Genomic DNA, 16,681 nt, shown 5'->3' with positions numbered 1-16,681 from the left:
GGTGACGAATCGGGGCGCGGGCGCTTCCGCTCCCCGGTACGTCCGACGCGCGGGAAGGACCCGCGGTGAGCACCCCCAGGACGGTCCGTGGCGACACCCTCCGCCGTGACCACCACCGCCGCCCGGCCGGCCCGGCCGGTGCCGACCCGGCGCACCACCGAGCTCGTGCTGGTGCTGGCCGCGGTGCTGATCGCCGTGTTCGGCTACGTCGAGGTCGGCGTCGACCTGGACGGCACGGTGCCCGCCGACACCGCCGGGTACGGCGCCGCGCTCGGCGTGCTCGCCCTGCTGGCGCACGCCGTCGTCCGGTGGCGGGCCCGGTACGCGGACCCGCTGCTGCTGCCGATCGCGGTGCTGCTCAACGGGATCGGGCTGGTGGTGATCTACCGGCTCGACCGGGCGACCTCCGGCCCGGGCGCGGCCTCCACGCAGCTGCTGTGGTCCGCCCTCGGGGTGGCTCTGTTCGGCGCGGTGGTGCTGCTGGTGCCCGACCACCGGCGGCTCCGGCGCTACGCCCACGTGGGCGCGCTCGCGGCACTCGTCCTCCTGGTGCTGCCGATCTTCTTCCCGCCGGTGTACGGGTCCCGGATCTGGATCGTCGTCGGGCCGCTCTCCTTCCAGCCGGGGGAGTTCGCCAAGGTCCTCCTGGCGGTCTTCTTCGCCGCCTACCTGGCCGTGCACCGGGACGCCCTCGCGCTCACCGGGCGGCGGGTCTGGCGCTGGCAGCTGCCGCGCGGGCGGGTGCTCGGGCCGGTGCTGCTGATCTGGGCCGCGTTCGTCGGGGTCCTGGTGCTGGAGACCGACCTCGGGACCTCGCTGCTGTACTTCGGGCTGTTCGTCGTGATGCTCTACGTCGCCACCGCGCGCACCGGCTGGATCGCGATCGGGCTGGGCCTCGCGGCGGCCGGCGCGGTGACGGTGGGATTCCTGGAGGCCCACGTGCGCAGCCGGGTGGCGGACTGGCTGGACCCGCTCGGCTCGATCGCGGCGGGCAAGGGGGCCAACCAGATCGCCCAGTCGCTGTTCGCCTTCGCGTGGGGCGGAGAGCTCGGGACGGGCCTCGGCAACGGGCACTCGGTGCTGATCGGCTTCGCGGCCAAGTCCGACTTCATCCTCGCGACGATCGGCGAGGAGCTCGGCCTGACCGGGCTGGTCGCGGTGTTCCTGCTGTACGCGCTGCTGGTCTCGCGCGGGTTCCGGACGGGCATCGCGCTGCGCGACCCGTTCGGGCGGCTGCTGGCGATCGGGCTGGCGGCGATCGTCGGCCTGCAGGTGTTCGTGGTGGCGGGCGGGGTGCTCGCGCTGATCCCGCTGACGGGGATGACGCTGCCGTTCGTCGCCCAGGGCGGCTCGTCGGTGGTCACCAACTGGATCATCGTGGCGCTGCTGGTCCGCATGAGCGACATCGCGCGGCGGCCTGCTCCGGCCCCGGCCCCGGCCCCGGCCCCCGCCCCTGCTCCGGCTTCGGGGGAGGCCTGATGGCGCGCTTCGGGCCGGCCAGGGGGAACGGGCCGCAGGGGCTCCCGGGGATCTCCGTGACCGGCCGCCGTGCCGGCACGTTCTGCCTGCTGCTGATCGCCGCGCTGTGCGTCCAGGCCACCCGGGTGCAGGTCTTCGAGGCGAAGGACCTCGACCACAACAGCGCCAACCAGCGGCTCACCGTCGAGCGGTACGGGCAGCCGCGGGGGAACATCCTGGTCGGCGCGGACACCGTCACCGGCTCGGCGCCCACCGGCGGCCGGTACGCGTACAAGCGCACCTACACCGACGGCCCGACGTACGCGGCCGTCACCGGCTTCGCCTCGCAGGCGTACGGCGACACGCAGCTGGAGGGGACCGAGGACGACCTGCTGACCGGGACGGACAGCCGCCTCGCCGGCTGGGCGGTCTGGGACGCGGTCGCGCGCCGGCAGAACCCCGGCGGGGACGTCTACACCACCCTCGACCGGGCGGCCCAGGAGGCGGCGATGCGCGGGCTGGGCGCGCAGACGGGCGCGGTCGCCGCGATCGAGCCCGCCACCGGGCGGATCCTGGCGCTGGCCAGCACGCCCACCTACGACCCCGGGAGCTTCGCCGGGTCCACCTCGGCCGACCAGACGGCGTGGAACCGGCTGCAGGCCGACAGCGGCCAGCCGATGCTCAACCGGGCGCTGCGCCAGACCTACCCGCCCGGCTCGGCCTTCAAGGTGGTGACGGCCGCCGCCGCGCTCGCCGGCGGGGTGGTCACCGACATCAACGCGCCCACCGGCGCGCCCTTCCCGTACGTCCTGCCGGGGACGACCACGCCGCTGGTCAACGACACCAGGGCCTGCGACCAGCCCGGGCAGTCGCTGGACACCGCGATGACCTACAGCTGCAACAGCGTCCTCGGCTACCTCGGCGTGCGCACCGGCCTGGACGCGATGGCCGCGATGGCGGCGAACTTCGGCTTCAACGACGCCAGGCTCGACATGCCGGTGCGGCCGTCGCGCTCGAACTTCGACACGACGATGAACGACTCGCAGCTCGCGCTCTCCTCTATCGGGCAGTTCGACACGGCCGCGACCCCGCTGGTGATGGCGATGGTCGCGGCCGGGGTCGCCAACAACGGGACCGTGATGCGTCCACAGCTTGTGGACAAGCTGACGAAGAGCGACGGGACGGCGGTCCGGCTGATGAAGCCGGCCGTCTACAAGCGGGCGATGGATCCGGGGGTGGCCGCGCAGGTGCAGCGGCTCATGACGGACGTCGTGGACAACGGCACCGGCGCCAACGCCCGGATCCCGGGCGCGGTGGTCGGCGGGAAGACGGGCACCGCCCAGCACGGCGTGGACAACAGCGGGACGCCGTACGCGTGGTTCGTCTCGTGGGCCAGGCCGGCCGGATCGGACAAGGTGCCGCCGGTGGCCGTCGCCGTGGTCATCGCGGACAGTGACGCCACGGACGTGACCGGTGGCGGGCTCGCGGCGCCGATCGCCCGCTCGGTGATGCAGGCCGTCCTCGGACGGTGACCGGGCGATACCCCTGAGCTGCGGCTTTACCTTGCCCGAGGGAGATTCGCCGTTTACGAAGCGTCCGGTTTGTCCTTGTCCATTCGACAGTTCGTATAATGCGCAAGCCCGGACTGTTCGTTTGCGACACTGGTGCATTCGCGCGGTACTGTCCCATCTTTGTTCGGTTGGTCCCCGATGACACCCCGTATCGCACTTGGTGACCGACCGCTAGGACACCCTCCCTCGCCTAGAAAGACCGCGGTTTTGGCCAGCAACTCCCTTGGTGCGCGTCTGCTGCGACGCAAGCCCGTGTCGACACTGATCGCCGAGAGCGAGGGCCGGGACAGCCTCCCGGCCGGCGCGCCGGAGGAGGGCGGACGCTCCGGCATCCACCTCCGCCGCTCCATCGGACTCTGGCAGCTGTCCTCGATCGGCATCGGCGCCACCATCGGTACCGGCATCTTCTTCGTGCTCAACACCGCGGTGCCGTCGGCCGGACCGGCCGTCATCCTGTCCTTCGTCATCGCCGCCGTCACGGCGGGCCTCACGGCGCTGTGCTACGCCGAGATGGCCTCCGCGATCCCGGTCTCCGGCTCGTCCTACTCCTACGCCTACGCGACCCTCGGCGAGGGCGTCGCCTTCGGCGTCGGCATCTGCCTGCTGATGGAGTACGGCGTGTCCGCCTCCGCGATCGCGGTGAGCTGGGCCGAGTACCTCGACAAGTTCCTCGACCTGGCCTTCGGGGTCAAGATCCCCGAGCAGCTGGCGGGCGCGCCGGACAGCACCCACTGGTTCAACCTGCCGGCGCTGCTGCTGGTCGCCATGGTCTGCTTCCTGCTGATCCGCGGCGTCAGCGAGTCGGTGAAGGTCAACGCGGCGATGGTCGCGATCAAGATCCTCATCCTGGTGCTGTTCGTCGGCGTCGCGCTCACCGGCTTCCACTCCGGCAACCTGACCCCGTTCATGCCGCTCGGCATCGGCGGCGTGCAGGTCGCGGCGTCCAGCATCTTCTTCTCGTTCATCGGCCTGGACGCCGTGTCCACCGCCGGTGAGGAGGTCAAGAACCCCCGCCGCACCCTGCCGCTGGCGATCATCATCTCGCTGGTCGTGGTGACCCTGCTCTACATCCTGGTCGCGCTGGCCGGCATCGGCGCCCAGCCGTGGCAGAAGTTCGACGGCCAGGAGGCCGGGCTCGCCCAGATCCTCCAGGACATCACCGGCCAGAGCTGGCCCGCGATGGTCTTCGCGGTCGGCGCGATCCTCTCGATCTTCAGCATCACCCTCGTGGTGATCTACGGCCAGACCCGCATCCTGTACTCCATGGGCCGCGACGGCATGCTGCCCAAGCGCTTCGCCGAGCTCTCGCCGCGCACCGGCACCCCGGTCTGGAACACGATCGTGGTCGGCGTCGGCGTGGGCGCGCTCGCCGCGTTCGTCCCGCTCAACATCCTGGCCGACATCACCAGCCTCGGGACGCTCATCGCCTTCTCGGTCGTCTCGGTGGGCGTCATCGTCCTGCGCCGCACCCAGCCCGACCTGCCGCGCGGCTTCAAGGTGCCCGGCTACCCGGTCGTGCCGCTGCTCAGCGTCGGCTTCTGCGGCTACCTGATCACCGGCCTGCACGCCGACACCTTCCGGGCCGGGGCGATCGCCCTCGCCGTCGCCGTGGTCGTCTACTTCGGTTACAGCATCAAGAACTCGAAGCTGGAGCGCGGAGCGGCGCAGCAGAGCGCCCCGGTGGACAGCCACTCCGGCTGATCCGTCTCACGCTCCGGATCCGGCGGTGGTCACCGCCCGTTGCTATGGATACGAAGGGTCGCCAGGTGGCAAGACGCCTGGCGACTCTTCGCGCGTAGACCGCGACTCTCCGTCGATCCCGGTGGCGACAGCGCGGGCCCCCCACCCATAACCTTCCACCATGGTGAGCACCCGCACGCCCGGCTTCTCCCGCCCGCGCGGCCGCTTCACCGGCCGTTCCAGAACGCCGGCCCCCCAACCGGTCGGACCGCCCTCCCGGCCCGACCGCCCCCTGCGCGGCCTGGTCTCCAGGGCCGTCCCCCGCCAGCGCCGCGAGAACACGTTTCCGCCCACGGCCGCGCGGACCGACCCCGCCCGGCTCGCCTCCCTGCGCAGCGTCCAGCTGCTCGGCTGCGCCGTCGCGGCCGGCTGGGCGGCCGCCTTCCCGCTCGTCTCCGACCTGCCCAACCAGCGCGTCTGGGGCATCATCGCGGCCCCCGCCTACCTCCTGGCCGGGCTGCTCTGCCTGATCCTGCCGCGCCGGTTCGCGGCGCGTTCCGCCGCGGCGGTCGCCCTCCTCGGGGCCGTCGTCGTGCCGCTGGCGCTCCTCGCCGTCCAGGGCCGCCACCAGTCCGAGGTGATGGTGGTCGAGCGCTCGGCCCACCTGCTGCTCACCACCGGCAGCGCCTACCTGCAGCACCCCGTCGTGGTCACCGACTACAACCCGTACCTGCCGGCCATGTCCCTCTTCGGGATGCCCCGCCAGCTGCTCGGCAGCGGCGACGCCTTCACCCGGGTCGCCGGGGACGCCCGGATCTGGTTCGCGCTCACCTTCTTCGCCTGCCTGCTGGCCAGCTGGCGCCTGCTGCGCCCCTCCCGGGACCGCGCCCCGCTGCTGCCGCTCGCGGTGCTCACCGCCTCGCCGCTGATAGCGCTCGCCCTCGTCGTCGGCGGTGTCGACCTGCCGCTGATCGGCGTCTGCTGCCTGGCCATGGCACTCGCCGAGCGCGACCGCACCGTCGCCGCGGGGCTCGTCCTCGCCCTCGCCTGCACCCTCAAGTGGACGGCCTGGCCCGCGCTGCCCGTCGCCGTCCTGCTGCTGTGGCGGCTCTACGGGCGGCGCCCGGCGGCCCGGACCGGGCTGATCGCGGTCGGTACGAGCCTGGCCGTGCTCCTGCCGTCCGTGCTGACCAGGGCGGCCGAGCTGCGCGAGCAGGTGGTGCTCTTCCCGCTCGGGATGACCGCGATCCGCACCCCGGCCGGCAGCCCGCTGCCCGGCAAGGTGCTGGCCGGCTTCGGGCCGACCGGGCACACCGTCTCGCTGACGCTGATGACCCTCGGCGGCGTCGCGGTGGCGATCTGGCTGCTGGCCCGGCCGCCGGTGACCGCGACCGGCGCCGCCGACCTGCTGGCCGCGGGGCTCGCGATCGCCTTCATGCTGGCCCCGGCCGGGCGCTTCGGGTACCTCGCGCTGCCGGCCGTCCTGGTGATCTGGCCCCGGCTCGCCGCGCGGCGGTGGAGCAACCGGCCGGCCGCCGTGGTGCGGCGGCGCCCGGAACAGCCGGACCGCCCGGAACGGCCGGAGCCCGCTCTGCCGAGGGGCTGAGCGGGCTCCTGGGGGTGCCGGTGCGTGTGAGGTCTACCGGTTGCCGAAGGACTTGAGCAGCGAGGCGACGGCCGGGCCGGCCGCGTCGACGCCGTGGCCGCCGCCCTGCACCTCGGCCGCGACCGCGATGTTGCCGCGGTAGGCGGTGAACCAGCTGTTGGTGGTGGCCGCGCCGGCGACCTCGGCGGAGCCGGTCTTGGCGCCCGCGTTGTCGGTGATCCCGGCCATCACGGCCTGGGCCGTGCCGCCGGTGGCGGTGGCGTTCATCATCGCGCGCAGCTTGCCGGCGACGTCCGGCGAGATCTGGCGGGCGGCCGGCTGCTGCGGCAGGCCGGCGACCAGGATGGGCTGCTTGAACGCGCCGCTCTGCACGGTCGCCGTGATCGAGGCGATCGCCAGCGGGTTCATCTGGACCTTGCCCTGGCCGATGTAGTTCATCGCCTGCTCGTCCTTGCTGCCCGGGGTGGCCGGGATCTTGCCGTCCGAGTTCGGCAGGCCGGTCTTCCACTCCAGGCCGACGCCGTAGACGTCCTTGGCGGTGGCCGCGAGCGTCTCCGGCTTCAGGCTGGTCAGGCCCTGGTTGATGAAGGCGGTGTTGCAGGACACCTTGAAGTCGTCCTGGAGGGTGTTGTTCGGGAAGGCGCCCGGGAAGTCGTTCGGGATCGCCACCGGGTTGCTGCTCTTCTCCGGGCAGGCCACGTTCGAGTCCGGGTTGATCCCGGCCTCCAGCAGCGCCGTCGAGGTGACGATCTTCATCGTCGAGCCGGGCGCGAGCAGGCCCAGGAAGGCCCGGTTCTGGCCGTTGGACGGCGCGTTGGCGAAGGCCAGCACCTGACCGGTGCTCGGCTCGATCGCGACGATGGAGCCCTGCTTGCCGCCCAGGTCGGTCATCGCCTTCTCGGCCGCGGCCTGGATGGCGTTGTCGATCGTCACCTTGAACGGCTTGCCCGGCTTGGGTTCGACGATCGTGAACAGCTTGTCCGGGGCGGTCTTGCCGGCCGGGTCGCTGATGACGACCGCGCTGCCCGCGTCCTGGTCCTTGTTCGGGTCCGGCGGCAGCAGCTTGCGGGCGTTGTCCTGGAGGGTCGCCAGCGACGCGGTGAGCGAGGGGGCCTGCAGCGGCTTGCCGTTGCGGTCCACGGCGCTGGACGGCGGGGCGAAGACCTGCTGGGTGGCGATCGTCTCGTTCCCGGACAGGTGCGGGTGGAGCACGCTCGGGGCCCAGTGCACGGCGGGGGTGTCGTCGCTCATCTTCACGACGCCGAGGAAGCCGTTGTAGTCCCAGACCCGGGCGGTGCCCTCGAACTCGGCGCGCGCCTTGAAGCCCATCAGCACGCCGGTGGGCGCGGGGGTGGCGGCGGCGGACGGCGAGTCGCTCGCGCCCGGCGTGCCGGCGGCCGAGGGGGTCGCGGACGCGGAGGGTGCGCCGGACGGCTTGGCCGGGGTGGGGGTGCCGGTGGCCGAGGCGAAGGCCTGCGGGGTGGCCGGGCCGGACGGGGTCAGCGTCAGCGCGCTCGGCTTGACCTGCTCCTTGAAGGCGGTCAGTGCGGCCGTGGCGGCGTCCGGGTTGTCGGTCAGCGAAGCCGCCTTGGCCACGTCGCCGGCCGCCCAGGCCGCCAGGAAGTCCTTGGCGCCGCTGGCCGCCTGGTCCGCGGAGGGGGGTTCGGCGACCACCGTGCGGGGCTTCTTGGCCGAGCCGGACCCGTCGCCCGAGCCGTTCACCAGGCTGTACGCGCCGTAGCCGCCGCCTGCGAGCACGGCGACGGACACGCCGGTGATGATGCCGATTTTCGCGCCTTTGCGCATGGTGCTGCTCCCCCAGGGGTCGGGCGACTAACGCGGTACTGACCCCCCACCCTAGGCAGGCCGACTCGGTGCGCCGACGAAACGCCCGGGAGTTGTGACGGTTCTGGTACGTGTCGAACACCGTATGCGTACGGTCCCCGCACTCCCGGCCGGACCGGGGCGCGGCGGGCCGGCCCGGCCCGGAGCCGGCTCAGATCCAGCTGTTGAACCACATCCGCCGGCGCCAGTCGTCCATCGGGATCGTCTGTCCGGAGAACAGCGGGAAGAAGAACAGGAAGTTCCAGACGATCAGCAGGACCAGCAGGCCGGCCGACGCGCCGCCGATGATCCGGCGGTCCCGGGAGGCGCCCGGGGGCCCGATCATCGCGCCGAGCATCATCGTCACCGCGAGCACCAGGAACGGGACGAAGGCGACCGCGTAGAACAGGAAGATCGTCCGCTGCTGGTACTCGAACCAGGGCAGGTAGCCGGCCGCCAGGCCGCACAGCACCGCGCCGGCCCGCCAGTCCCGCCGGGCCGCCCAGCGCCACAGGCAGTACACCAGGGCGATGCAGCCGGCCCACCACAGCAGCGGGGTGCCGAGGCCGAGCACCTCGCGGGCGCACTCGGCCGCGGTGCAGCCGTCCTGGCCCGTCTTCGGGGACTCGTAGTAGAAGGAGACCGGCCGGCCGAGGACCAGCCAGCTCCACGGGTTCGACTGGTAGGTGTGCGGGTCGGTCAGGTGGGTGTGGAAGTCGTACATCGTGGAGTGGTAGTGCCACAGGGCGCGCAGGCCCTCCGGGATCCACGGGTAGTCGGTGCTCCGGCCGGCCGCCCAGTCGCGGCCCCAGCCGCCCTGGCCGGGCGCGTTGCTGCTGGCGAACCAGCCCCACCACGAGGCGACGTAGACGCCCAGTGCGACCACGACGACCGAGACGAAGGCCGGCAGCGCGTCCCGGGTGAGTGCCGCCAGGTACGGGCGCGGGGCCCCGGCCAGGCGGCGCGCGCCCGCGTCCCAGAGCACGGTCATCAGGCCGAAGGCGGCCGCGACGTACAGGCCGCTCCACTTGGTCGCGCAGGTCAGGCCGACGCAGACGCCGGCCGCGATCCGGTACGGGCGCCAGCCCAGGCGCACCCGCTGGGCGAGCGCGGCGTCCGCGATCCCGTCGAGCCGGGCGGCCAGCAGGGCCCTGGTGCGGTCGCGGTCCAGGATCAGGAAGCCGAAGGCGGCGAGGATCCAGAACATCACCACGAGGTCCAGCAGGGCCGAGCGGCTGAGCACGAAGTGCAGGCCGTCCACCGAGAGCAGCAGGCCGGCCACGCAGCCCAGCAGGGTGGAACGGAACAGGCGGCGGGCGATCCGGGCGATCATCAGCACGGACACCGTGCCGAGCAGGGCCACCGCGAAGCGCCAGCCGAAGGGGTTCATCCCGAACAGCCACTCGCCGAAGCCGATGATCCACTTGCCCACCGGCGGGTGGACGACGTAGCCGGCCATCGGGCGGTAGGGGGCCGTCCCGTCCTTCATGATCTGCTCGTTGGCGCCGTCCGGCCAGTTGATCTCGTAGCCGCCGTGCCAGAGCGCGTACGCGTCCTTGGCGTAGTACGTCTCGTCGAAGATGATCGCGTGCGGCTCCCCGAGGTCGGTGAACCGCAGGATCCCGGCGAAGACCGCGACGGCGACCGGGCCGAGCCAGCCCGACCAGCGGCACAGGAACGCCCACAGGGCCGGCGGCACCGCGATGCCCAGGCGCAGCAGCAGCGGGGACGGCGGGACGTCGTCCGGCGTCACCCCGGGGCCGTCCGGCATCGGCGGCACGAGGCGTTCGGTCAGCGGCGCGGCCGGGCGCGGCGCGTAGCCGAAGCCGGCCAGGCGTTGGCGCCAGGCGGCGGGCCGGTCGGCGGGCGGGTCGGCGGGCGGGTCGGCGGGCGGGTCGGCCACCGGCGGGCGCGGGGCCGGGACGGCGGGCACGGAACCGGACGGCAGGTCCGTCGCGCCGAGGCCACCCGGTGTGGTGCGGTCTCTACCAGTGGGCGTCTGCGCCGCCGTGTCGCCGTTCATCCGCCACATCGTAGGCGCGTGGTCCTATCGTCGGACCGGCCCCTCGGAAGCTGCCCGAATCGTCACCATAAGCACGCGGGCTGGAAGGATGGGGCCCGTGACAGGAGTACTCGTTCTCGCAGGCACCCCCATCGGCGACGTCTCGGACGCCCCGCCCCGGCTGCTCACCGAACTCTCGACCGCGGACGTGATCGCGGCCGAGGACACCCGGCGGCTGCGCCGGCTGACCCAGGCGCTCGGGGTGACCCCCGCCGGGCGGGTGGTCTCCTACTTCGAGGGCAACGAGGTCGGCCGCACCCCCGAACTGGTCGAGGCACTGCTCGGCGGCGCCCGGGTGCTGCTGGTCACGGACGCAGGCATGCCGTCCGTGTCCGACCCCGGCTACCGGCTCGTCGCCGCGGCCGTCGCGGCCGACGTCAAGGTCACCGCGGTGCCCGGGCCGTCCGCGGTGCTCACCGCGCTCGCCCTGTCCGGGCTGCCCGTCGACCGCTTCACCTTCGAGGGCTTCCTGCCGCGCAAGACCGGCGACCGGGCCCGCCAGCTCGCCTCGATCGCCGCCGAGCCGCGCACGATGGTCTTCTTCGAGGCGCCGCACCGGATCGCCGAGGCGCTCGCGGCGATGGCCGAGGCCTTCGGAGCCGAGCGGCCCGCGGCGGTGTGCCGCGAGCTGACCAAGACCTACGAGGAGGTCAAGCGCGGCCCGATCGGCGAGCTGGCGGCCTGGGCGGCCGAGGGCGTCAAGGGCGAGATCACCGTGGTCGTCGCCGGGGCCCCGCCGGCCGCGCCGCAGGAGCTCACCCCGGCCGAGCTGGCCCGCCTGGTCGCCGTCCGCGAGGAGGCGGGGGAGCACCGCAAGGAGGCCATCGCCGCCGTCGCGGCGGAGCTGGCGCTGCCCAAGCGGGAGGTGTTCGACGCCGTCGTCGCGGCGAAGAAGGAGGGCTCCGGGACCGGGAAGCAGGGCCCGGCCGGTACCGGGAAGTAGGGCCCGGCCGGTGCCGGGAAGCAGGGCCCGGCACCACGGGGGAGGGGGCGCCCGCGGCCACGGGGAAGTGGGCGCGGGCGGGTACGGGTTCGAACGGGTTTGATAAGCCGGTGAATTCCGGGGGTTGCGTGGCGGGCGGTGCGTCGTACCTTGGAGTGAAGGCCCCGGTAAACGCCAACTGAGCTGAAGCTTTGGCCGCGGTTTCCGCAATGGATCCGACCTTTCGTCTAGGGATCCCCAACCCGCATCCAAGTCTTCACAAGCAGGGCATCGCCAGGGGCGGTCCGGGCATTTCCTGGAATGGAAAGACCCAGCCGGGCGAGCGCCCGGCGGGCGCTGGGAGACGGCTATGAGCGAGACGATCGGTAGCCCCCTCGGTGGCAACGCGCTGAGCGACCCCGTCCCGGCCGGGCGGGCGCACACTCCCGTCGAGACCGTTCGGGAGGCCTACTCCTTCGCGTGCCTGAAGTGCGGGTACGGATGGGAGCAGGCGTACGACATCGAGCACCACGTCGCCAGGGACGGCCACGTCGTGTTCGAGTACCACGCCAACGGTGTCCGGGTACCGTCCCCGCTGCTCAAGCCGACCTGCCCGGGGTGTGGTGGACACACCGTCCGGATCATGCGCGAGGGCCGGGTGGCCGTCGCCGACCAGCCCTGGCAGCACGCCCCCGGCTACCCGGCGCACGCCGAGCCGGCCGGGCCGCCCGCGGTGTCCGGGCCCGCGCAGCCGCGCGGACGCTGGGCCCGGTTCTGGTCGCGGCTGCTGGGCTGACACCAAGGCGCGCACCGGGGCGCGCAGCGGGGCCGTCCTCCCGTGACCGCCGGGGCGGTCCCCGGGCGGCCGGTGTCCGCGGTCGGCGGGGGCGGCTCCCGGGCGTCCGCGGGGCGGAACGCGGTCGAGGGCCGCCCGCGTGCCCGACTAAGCTTTCCGACCATGGCGGCCACTGCAGACCACAGCACCACCGGGGCGAGCGCCCCGGCGTACTACGTTTCCACCCCGATCTACTACGTCAACGATCGCCCGCACCTGGGCCACGCGTACACCACCGTGGCGGGCGACGTCCTCACCCGCTGGCACCGCCAGCGCGGCGAGAAGGTGTGGTACCTGACCGGCACCGACGAGCACGGTCAGAAGATCATGCGGACCGCCGAGGCCAACGGCGTCACCCCGCAGGAGTGGTGCGACAAGCTGGTCGAGGAGGCGTGGAAGCCGCTCTGGGAGCACCTGGAGATCGCCAACGACGACTTCATCCGCACCACCCAGCAGCGCCACACCGACCGCGTGCAGGAATTCGTCCAGGACCTGTACGACAAGGGCGAGATCTACAAGGGCGGTTACTCCGGCCCGTATTGCGTCGGCTGCGAGGAGTTCAAGCTCCCGGCCGAACTGCTCGACGGCGCCACCGCGGACGAGAAGCTCTGCGCCGTGCACAAGCGGCCGGTGGAATGGCTGGAGGAGGAGAACTACTTCTTCCGTCTCTCCGCCTACGGACCGAAGCTGCTGGAGTTCTACGCCGCCAACCCGGACTTCATCCAGCCCGCCTCGGCGCGCAACGAGGTGCTGCGCTTCGTCGAGCAGGACCTGAAGGACCTGTCGATCTCCCGCTCCACCTTCAACTGGGGCGTCCCGCTGCCCTGGGACGAGAAGCACGTCCTGTACGTGTGGGTCGACGCGCTGCAGAACTACATCACCGCCGCCGGCTACGGCAGCGACCCGGAGCGCTTCGCCGAGCTGTGGCCCGCCTCCGTCCACCTGGTCGGCAAGGACATCCTGCGCTTCCACGCGGTGATCTGGCCCGCCATGCTGATGGCCGCCGGGCTGCCGCTGCCCAAGCGGGTCGTCGCCAACGGCTGGCTGATGGTCGGCGGCGAGAAGATGTCCAAGTCCAACCTGACCGGCATCGCGCCCACCGACCTCACCTCGCACTTCGGCGTGGACGCCTACCGGTACTACTTCCTGCGCGCGATCCCGTTCGGCACCGACGGCTCCTTCTCGTGGGAGGACTTCACCGCCCGGTACACCTCCGAACTCGCCAACGACTTCGGCAACCTGGCCTCCCGCGTCGCCGCCATGGTCGGCAAGTACTTCGACGGCGTGCTGCCCGCCGCGACCGCGTCCGGCGAGGCCGAGAAGGCCGTCCAGGACGGGCTCGCCGCCGCCGTCGCCGCGGCCGACCGGAAGATCGGCGAGGACCTCGACTTCGCGGGCGGCCTCGCGGCGATCTTCGAGTTCGTCAAGCAGGTCAACGGCTACATCAGCGACCAGGAGCCCTGGAAGGTCGCCAAGGACGACTCGGCGGAGGGCCGGGCCCGCCTGGCCACCATCCTGTACACCGCCGCCGAGTCGCTGCGTGCCACCGCCGTCCTGCTCAACCCGGTGATGCCGGCCACGGCCGAGAAGCTGTGGGCCTCCCTCGGTGCCGAGGCCGGACTGGGCGCGCTCGCCGCGCAGACCGTCGCCACCACGGCCGACTGGGGCCGGCTGCCCGTCGGCGCCACCGTCACCAAGGGCGAGATCCTCTTCCCGCGCCTCGAAGAGAAGCCCGCTTCCTGATGGCGAAGAAGGACGACGACCGGTCGACCCCGCCGCCCCTGCCGGAACCCCTGGCGGTGGCGGTGGCCGACTCGCACACCCACCTGGACATGCAGTCCGGCACGCCCGAGGAGGGCCTCGCCCGCGCGGCCTCGGTCGGGGTCACCACCGTCGTCCAGGTCGGCTGCGACGTGCCCGGCTCGCGCTGGGCCGCCGAGCTGGCCGCCCGGTTCGAGCAGGTCCACGCGGCCGTCGCGCTGCACCCCAACGAGGCGCCGCGGATCTTCCTCGGCGACCCCGACGGCTGGTCCGGGCAGCAGCGCCCGGCCGGCGGTGCGGCGGCGCTGGACGAGGCGCTCGCCGAGATCGACGCCCTCGCGGCGCTGCCGCAGGTGCGGGCCGTCGGCGAGACCGGCCTCGACTACTTCCGCACCGGGCCCGAGGGCGTGGAGATCCAGAAGGAGTCGTTCCGCCGGCACATCGAGATCGCCAAGCGGCACGGCAAGGCCCTGGTCATCCACGACCGCGACGCCCACGAGGACGTCATCGCCGTCCTCCTGGAGGAGGGCGCCCCCGAGCGGACCGTCTTCCACTGCTACTCGGGCGACGCGGAGATGGCCAAGGTCTGCGCCGAGCACGGCTGGTACCTGTCGTTCGCGGGCCCGGTCACGTTCAAGGCCAACCAGCCGCTGCGCGACGCCCTGCTGGCGACCCCGCTCGACCGCGTCCTGGTCGAGACGGACGCGCCCTTCCTCACCCCGCACCCCTACCGCGGCCGGCCCAACGCGCCGTACCTGATCCCGGTCACGGTCCGGTCGATGGCGGCGACGCTGGGGCTGCACGAGGACGAGCTGGCGACGGCGATCGCGGCGAACACGGCGCGGGCGTTCGGGTACTGAGCCGGGGGCGCCTCGTTCGTGGGTCCCGGGTTGGGGCCGGGGCTGGGGCTGGGTGCCGGTGCCGGTGCTGGGTGCCGGGGCTGGGTGCCGCCCGGTTCGGGGGTACCGAACCCGGTGCGTCCGGTTTGCGGGCGGCATCGGGAACCCGTCCGTCCGGTCTGCGGGTGGCATCGGGAACCCGTCCGTCCGGTCCGGCGCGTCCGGACGGCAGGGCCCGCGCCCGTATCCTTGGCCCGTGAGCACCACCGAACCCACCCCTGACAGCCACCTGCTGGGCGCCGCCGACATCCGGGAGCTGGCCGCCGCGTTCGGCGTGAAGCCGACCAAGCAGCGCGGGCAGAACTTCGTCATCGACGGCAACACCGTGCGGCGGATCGTCCGGGCCGCCGACGTGACGGAGCAGGACGCGGTGGTGGAGGTCGGCCCCGGCCTCGGGTCGCTGACGCTCGCCCTGCTGGAGGTCGCGCGGCACGTCACCGCCGTCGAGATCGACCCGGTGCTCGCGCAGCACCTGCCGGACACCGTCGCCGCCCGGATGCCGGGCAAGGCCGACGCCTTCGACCTGGTGTTCAGCGACGCCATGGAGGTCACCGAGCTCCCCGGCCCGGCGCCCACCGCGCTCGTCGCCAACCTCCCGTACAACGTGGCGGTGCCCGTCCTGCTGCACATGCTGGCCACCTTCCCCAGCATCGAGCGCACCCTGGTGATGGTGCAGAGCGAGGTCGCCGACCGGCTCGCCGCCAAGCCGGGCAACAAGGTGTACGGCGTCCCGTCGGTCAAGGCCAACTGGTACGCCGACGTGAAGCGGGCCGGCGCCATCGGGCGCAACGTCTTCTGGCCCGCCCCCAACGTCGACTCCGGCCTCGTCTCGCTGATCCGCCGCGAGCCCCCCAGGACCACCGCGAGCCGCGCGGAGGTGTTCGCGGTGGTCGACGCCGCGTTCGCCCAGCGGCGCAAGACCCTCCGGGCCGCCCTGGCCGGCTGGGCCGGCTCCGCCGCCGGGGCCGAACAGGCCCTCGCCGCCGCCGGGATCGACCACAAGCTGCGCGGCGAGATGCTGACGGTGGAACAGTTCGCCGCCATCGCCGAGCACAAGCCGAAGGCTGGGAACGAGTGATCACCGTACGGGTGCCGGCCAAGGTCAACGTCCAGCTGGGGGTCGGCGGCCTGCGCGCCGACGGCTTCCACGACCTGGCCAACGTCTTCTTCGCCGTCGCCCTCGGCGACGAGGTGACGGCCACCCCGGGCGACCGCCCGGGCATCACGCTGACCTGCTCCGGCCCGGACGCCGGCGCCGTCCCGCTCGACGACGGCAACCTCGCCGCCCGCGCGGCCCGGCTGCTCGCCGCCCACCACGGCATCGCCGACCCCGCCGTGCACCTGCACATCGCCAAGGCCATCCCGGTCGCCGGCGGCATGGCCGGCGGCAGCGCCGACGGCGCGGCGGCACTGGTCGCCTGCGACGCCCTGTGGAAGCTGGACACCCCGGCCGACGTGCTGCTGGAACTCGCCGCCGAACTCGGCTCCGACGTGCCGTTCGCCCTGGTCGGCGGCGTCGCCCTGGGCCGCGGCCGGGGCGAGATCCTGGAGCCGCTCCCGGTCGAGGGCACCTACCACTGGGTCTTCGCCGTCGCCGACGGCGGCCTCTCCACCCCCGCCGTCTTCCACGAGTGCGACCGCCTGCGCGACGAGGCCGGCACCGGCTCCAGCGCCGTCGACGTCCCCACCCCCGACGCCGACCCCGCGCTGCTCACCGCCCTGGCGGACGGCGACGTCGTCGCCCTCGCCGCCGCGCTCTCCAACGACCTCCAGGCCGCCGCCCTCTCGCTGCGCCCCGCCCTCGCCGCCACCCTGCGGGCCGGCACCGAGGCGGGCGCGATCGGCGCCCTCGTCTCCGGCTCCGGGCCGACCTGCGCGTTCCTCGCCAAGGACGCCGACGGCGCCGCCGCCATCGCCGCGGCCCTGCGCGCCTCCGGCACCTGCCGGACGGCGCACGCCACGTACGGGCCGGTCGCGGGGGCCGCGGTGGTGGACCGGCCGCTGTAGGGGATCGGCCCCGGTCATGCATCGGCCCCTGTAGTGGGGCCGAGCTCGGCGGTGCG

General features: G+C 73.2%; 12 protein-coding genes. 10 read left to right on the top strand and 2 right to left on the bottom strand.

Annotated elements, in window-relative coordinates:
* Positions 1-87: 87 nt before the first annotated feature.
* From ACFV4F_RS11150 to ACFV4F_RS11135, 4 genes are all read left to right on the top strand, one after another.
* On the top strand, positions 88-1,479 hold the full coding sequence (locus tag ACFV4F_RS11150; RefSeq protein ID WP_380501662.1) for an FtsW/RodA/SpoVE family cell cycle protein: 1,392 nt from the start codon (positions 88-90) through the stop codon (positions 1,477-1,479).
* Positions 1,479-2,990, top strand: a complete 1,512-nt coding sequence (locus ACFV4F_RS11145) for a penicillin-binding transpeptidase domain-containing protein (protein WP_380501660.1) — start codon at positions 1,479-1,481, stop codon at positions 2,988-2,990. Before ACFV4F_RS11150 ends, ACFV4F_RS11145 begins: the two co-directional genes overlap by 1 nt.
* A gap of 177 nt (positions 2,991-3,167) precedes the next feature.
* Entirely contained in the window at positions 3,168-4,730 is a 1,563-nt protein-coding gene (locus tag ACFV4F_RS11140; RefSeq protein ID WP_380501658.1) for an amino acid permease, read from the top strand.
* 160 nt (positions 4,731-4,890) lie between these two features.
* Positions 4,891-6,315, top strand: a complete 1,425-nt coding sequence (locus ACFV4F_RS11135) for a glycosyltransferase 87 family protein (protein ID WP_380444243.1) — start codon at positions 4,891-4,893, stop codon at positions 6,313-6,315.
* Between the two features lie 33 nt (positions 6,316-6,348).
* Here ACFV4F_RS11135 and ACFV4F_RS11130 read toward each other — a convergent pair whose 3' ends face one another.
* Both ACFV4F_RS11130 and ACFV4F_RS11125 read right to left on the bottom strand, forming a co-directional pair.
* Positions 6,349-8,121 carry a penicillin-binding transpeptidase domain-containing protein gene (locus ACFV4F_RS11130; RefSeq protein ID WP_380444245.1) on the bottom strand — a complete coding sequence of 591 codons (1,773 nt, stop codon included), beginning with the start codon at positions 8,119-8,121 and terminating at the stop codon, positions 6,349-6,351.
* Between the two features lie 190 nt (positions 8,122-8,311).
* Positions 8,312-10,162, bottom strand: a complete 1,851-nt coding sequence (locus ACFV4F_RS11125) for a dolichyl-phosphate-mannose--protein mannosyltransferase (protein WP_380501656.1) — start codon at positions 10,160-10,162, stop codon at positions 8,312-8,314.
* A gap of 97 nt (positions 10,163-10,259) precedes the next feature.
* Here ACFV4F_RS11125 and rsmI point away from each other — a divergent pair, with 97 nt between their 5' ends.
* From rsmI to ACFV4F_RS11095, 6 genes are all read left to right on the top strand, one after another.
* Positions 10,260-11,144, top strand: coding sequence for a 16S rRNA (cytidine(1402)-2'-O)-methyltransferase (rsmI, locus tag ACFV4F_RS11120; protein ID WP_380501654.1), 885 nt, complete (start codon positions 10,260-10,262; stop codon positions 11,142-11,144).
* Positions 11,145-11,493: 349 nt separating this feature from the next.
* Entirely contained in the window at positions 11,494-11,919 is a 426-nt protein-coding gene (locus ACFV4F_RS11115) for a hypothetical protein (RefSeq protein WP_380444251.1), read from the top strand.
* 162 nt (positions 11,920-12,081) lie between these two features.
* Positions 12,082-13,701: a methionine--tRNA ligase gene (gene metG / locus ACFV4F_RS11110; RefSeq protein WP_380444253.1), complete on the top strand. Its 1,620-nt coding sequence runs from the start codon at positions 12,082-12,084 to the stop codon at positions 13,699-13,701.
* Complete coding sequence (locus ACFV4F_RS11105) at positions 13,701-14,579, top strand: TatD family hydrolase (RefSeq protein ID WP_380501652.1); 879 nt, start codon at positions 13,701-13,703, stop codon at positions 14,577-14,579. Before metG ends, ACFV4F_RS11105 begins: the two co-directional genes overlap by 1 nt.
* 235 nt (positions 14,580-14,814) lie before the next feature.
* Positions 14,815-15,696 carry a 16S rRNA (adenine(1518)-N(6)/adenine(1519)-N(6))-dimethyltransferase RsmA gene (rsmA, locus tag ACFV4F_RS11100; RefSeq protein WP_380444257.1) on the top strand — a complete coding sequence of 294 codons (882 nt, stop codon included), beginning with the start codon at positions 14,815-14,817 and terminating at the stop codon, positions 15,694-15,696.
* On the top strand, positions 15,693-16,625 hold the full coding sequence (locus tag ACFV4F_RS11095; RefSeq protein WP_380501650.1) for a 4-(cytidine 5'-diphospho)-2-C-methyl-D-erythritol kinase: 933 nt from the start codon (positions 15,693-15,695) through the stop codon (positions 16,623-16,625). Before rsmA ends, ACFV4F_RS11095 begins: the two co-directional genes overlap by 4 nt.
* The last annotated feature ends 56 nt before the right edge of the window (positions 16,626-16,681 follow it).

It is taken from the genome of Kitasatospora sp. NPDC059722 (assembly GCF_042733235.1).
Taxonomy (GTDB): Bacteria; Actinomycetota; Actinomycetes; order Streptomycetales; family Streptomycetaceae; genus Kitasatospora.
The sequence above is the reverse complement of the archived record's forward strand: the minus strand, read 5'-3'. Positions and strand labels throughout refer to the sequence as shown.

Bases quoted from the DNA above. Each gene is read 5' to 3' on its own strand.
- ACFV4F_RS11145 (WP_380501660.1), top strand. From the start codon at position 1,479: ATGGCGCGCTTCGGGCCGGCCAGGGGGAACGGGCCGCAGGGGCTCCCG.
- ACFV4F_RS11140 (WP_380501658.1), top strand. From the start codon at position 3,168: ATGACACCCCGTATCGCACTTGGTGACCGACCGCTAGGACACCCTCCC.
- ACFV4F_RS11135 (WP_380444243.1), top strand. From the start codon at position 4,891: ATGGTGAGCACCCGCACGCCCGGCTTCTCCCGCCCGCGCGGCCGCTTC.
- ACFV4F_RS11130 (WP_380444245.1), bottom strand. From the start codon at position 8,121: ATGCGCAAAGGCGCGAAAATCGGCATCATCACCGGCGTGTCCGTCGCC.
- ACFV4F_RS11125 (WP_380501656.1), bottom strand. From the start codon at position 10,162: ATGAACGGCGACACGGCGGCGCAGACGCCCACTGGTAGAGACCGCACC.
- ACFV4F_RS11115 (WP_380444251.1), top strand. From the start codon at position 11,494: ATGAGCGAGACGATCGGTAGCCCCCTCGGTGGCAACGCGCTGAGCGAC.
- metG (WP_380444253.1), top strand. From the start codon at position 12,082: ATGGCGGCCACTGCAGACCACAGCACCACCGGGGCGAGCGCCCCGGCG.
- ACFV4F_RS11105 (WP_380501652.1), top strand. From the start codon at position 13,701: ATGGCGAAGAAGGACGACGACCGGTCGACCCCGCCGCCCCTGCCGGAA.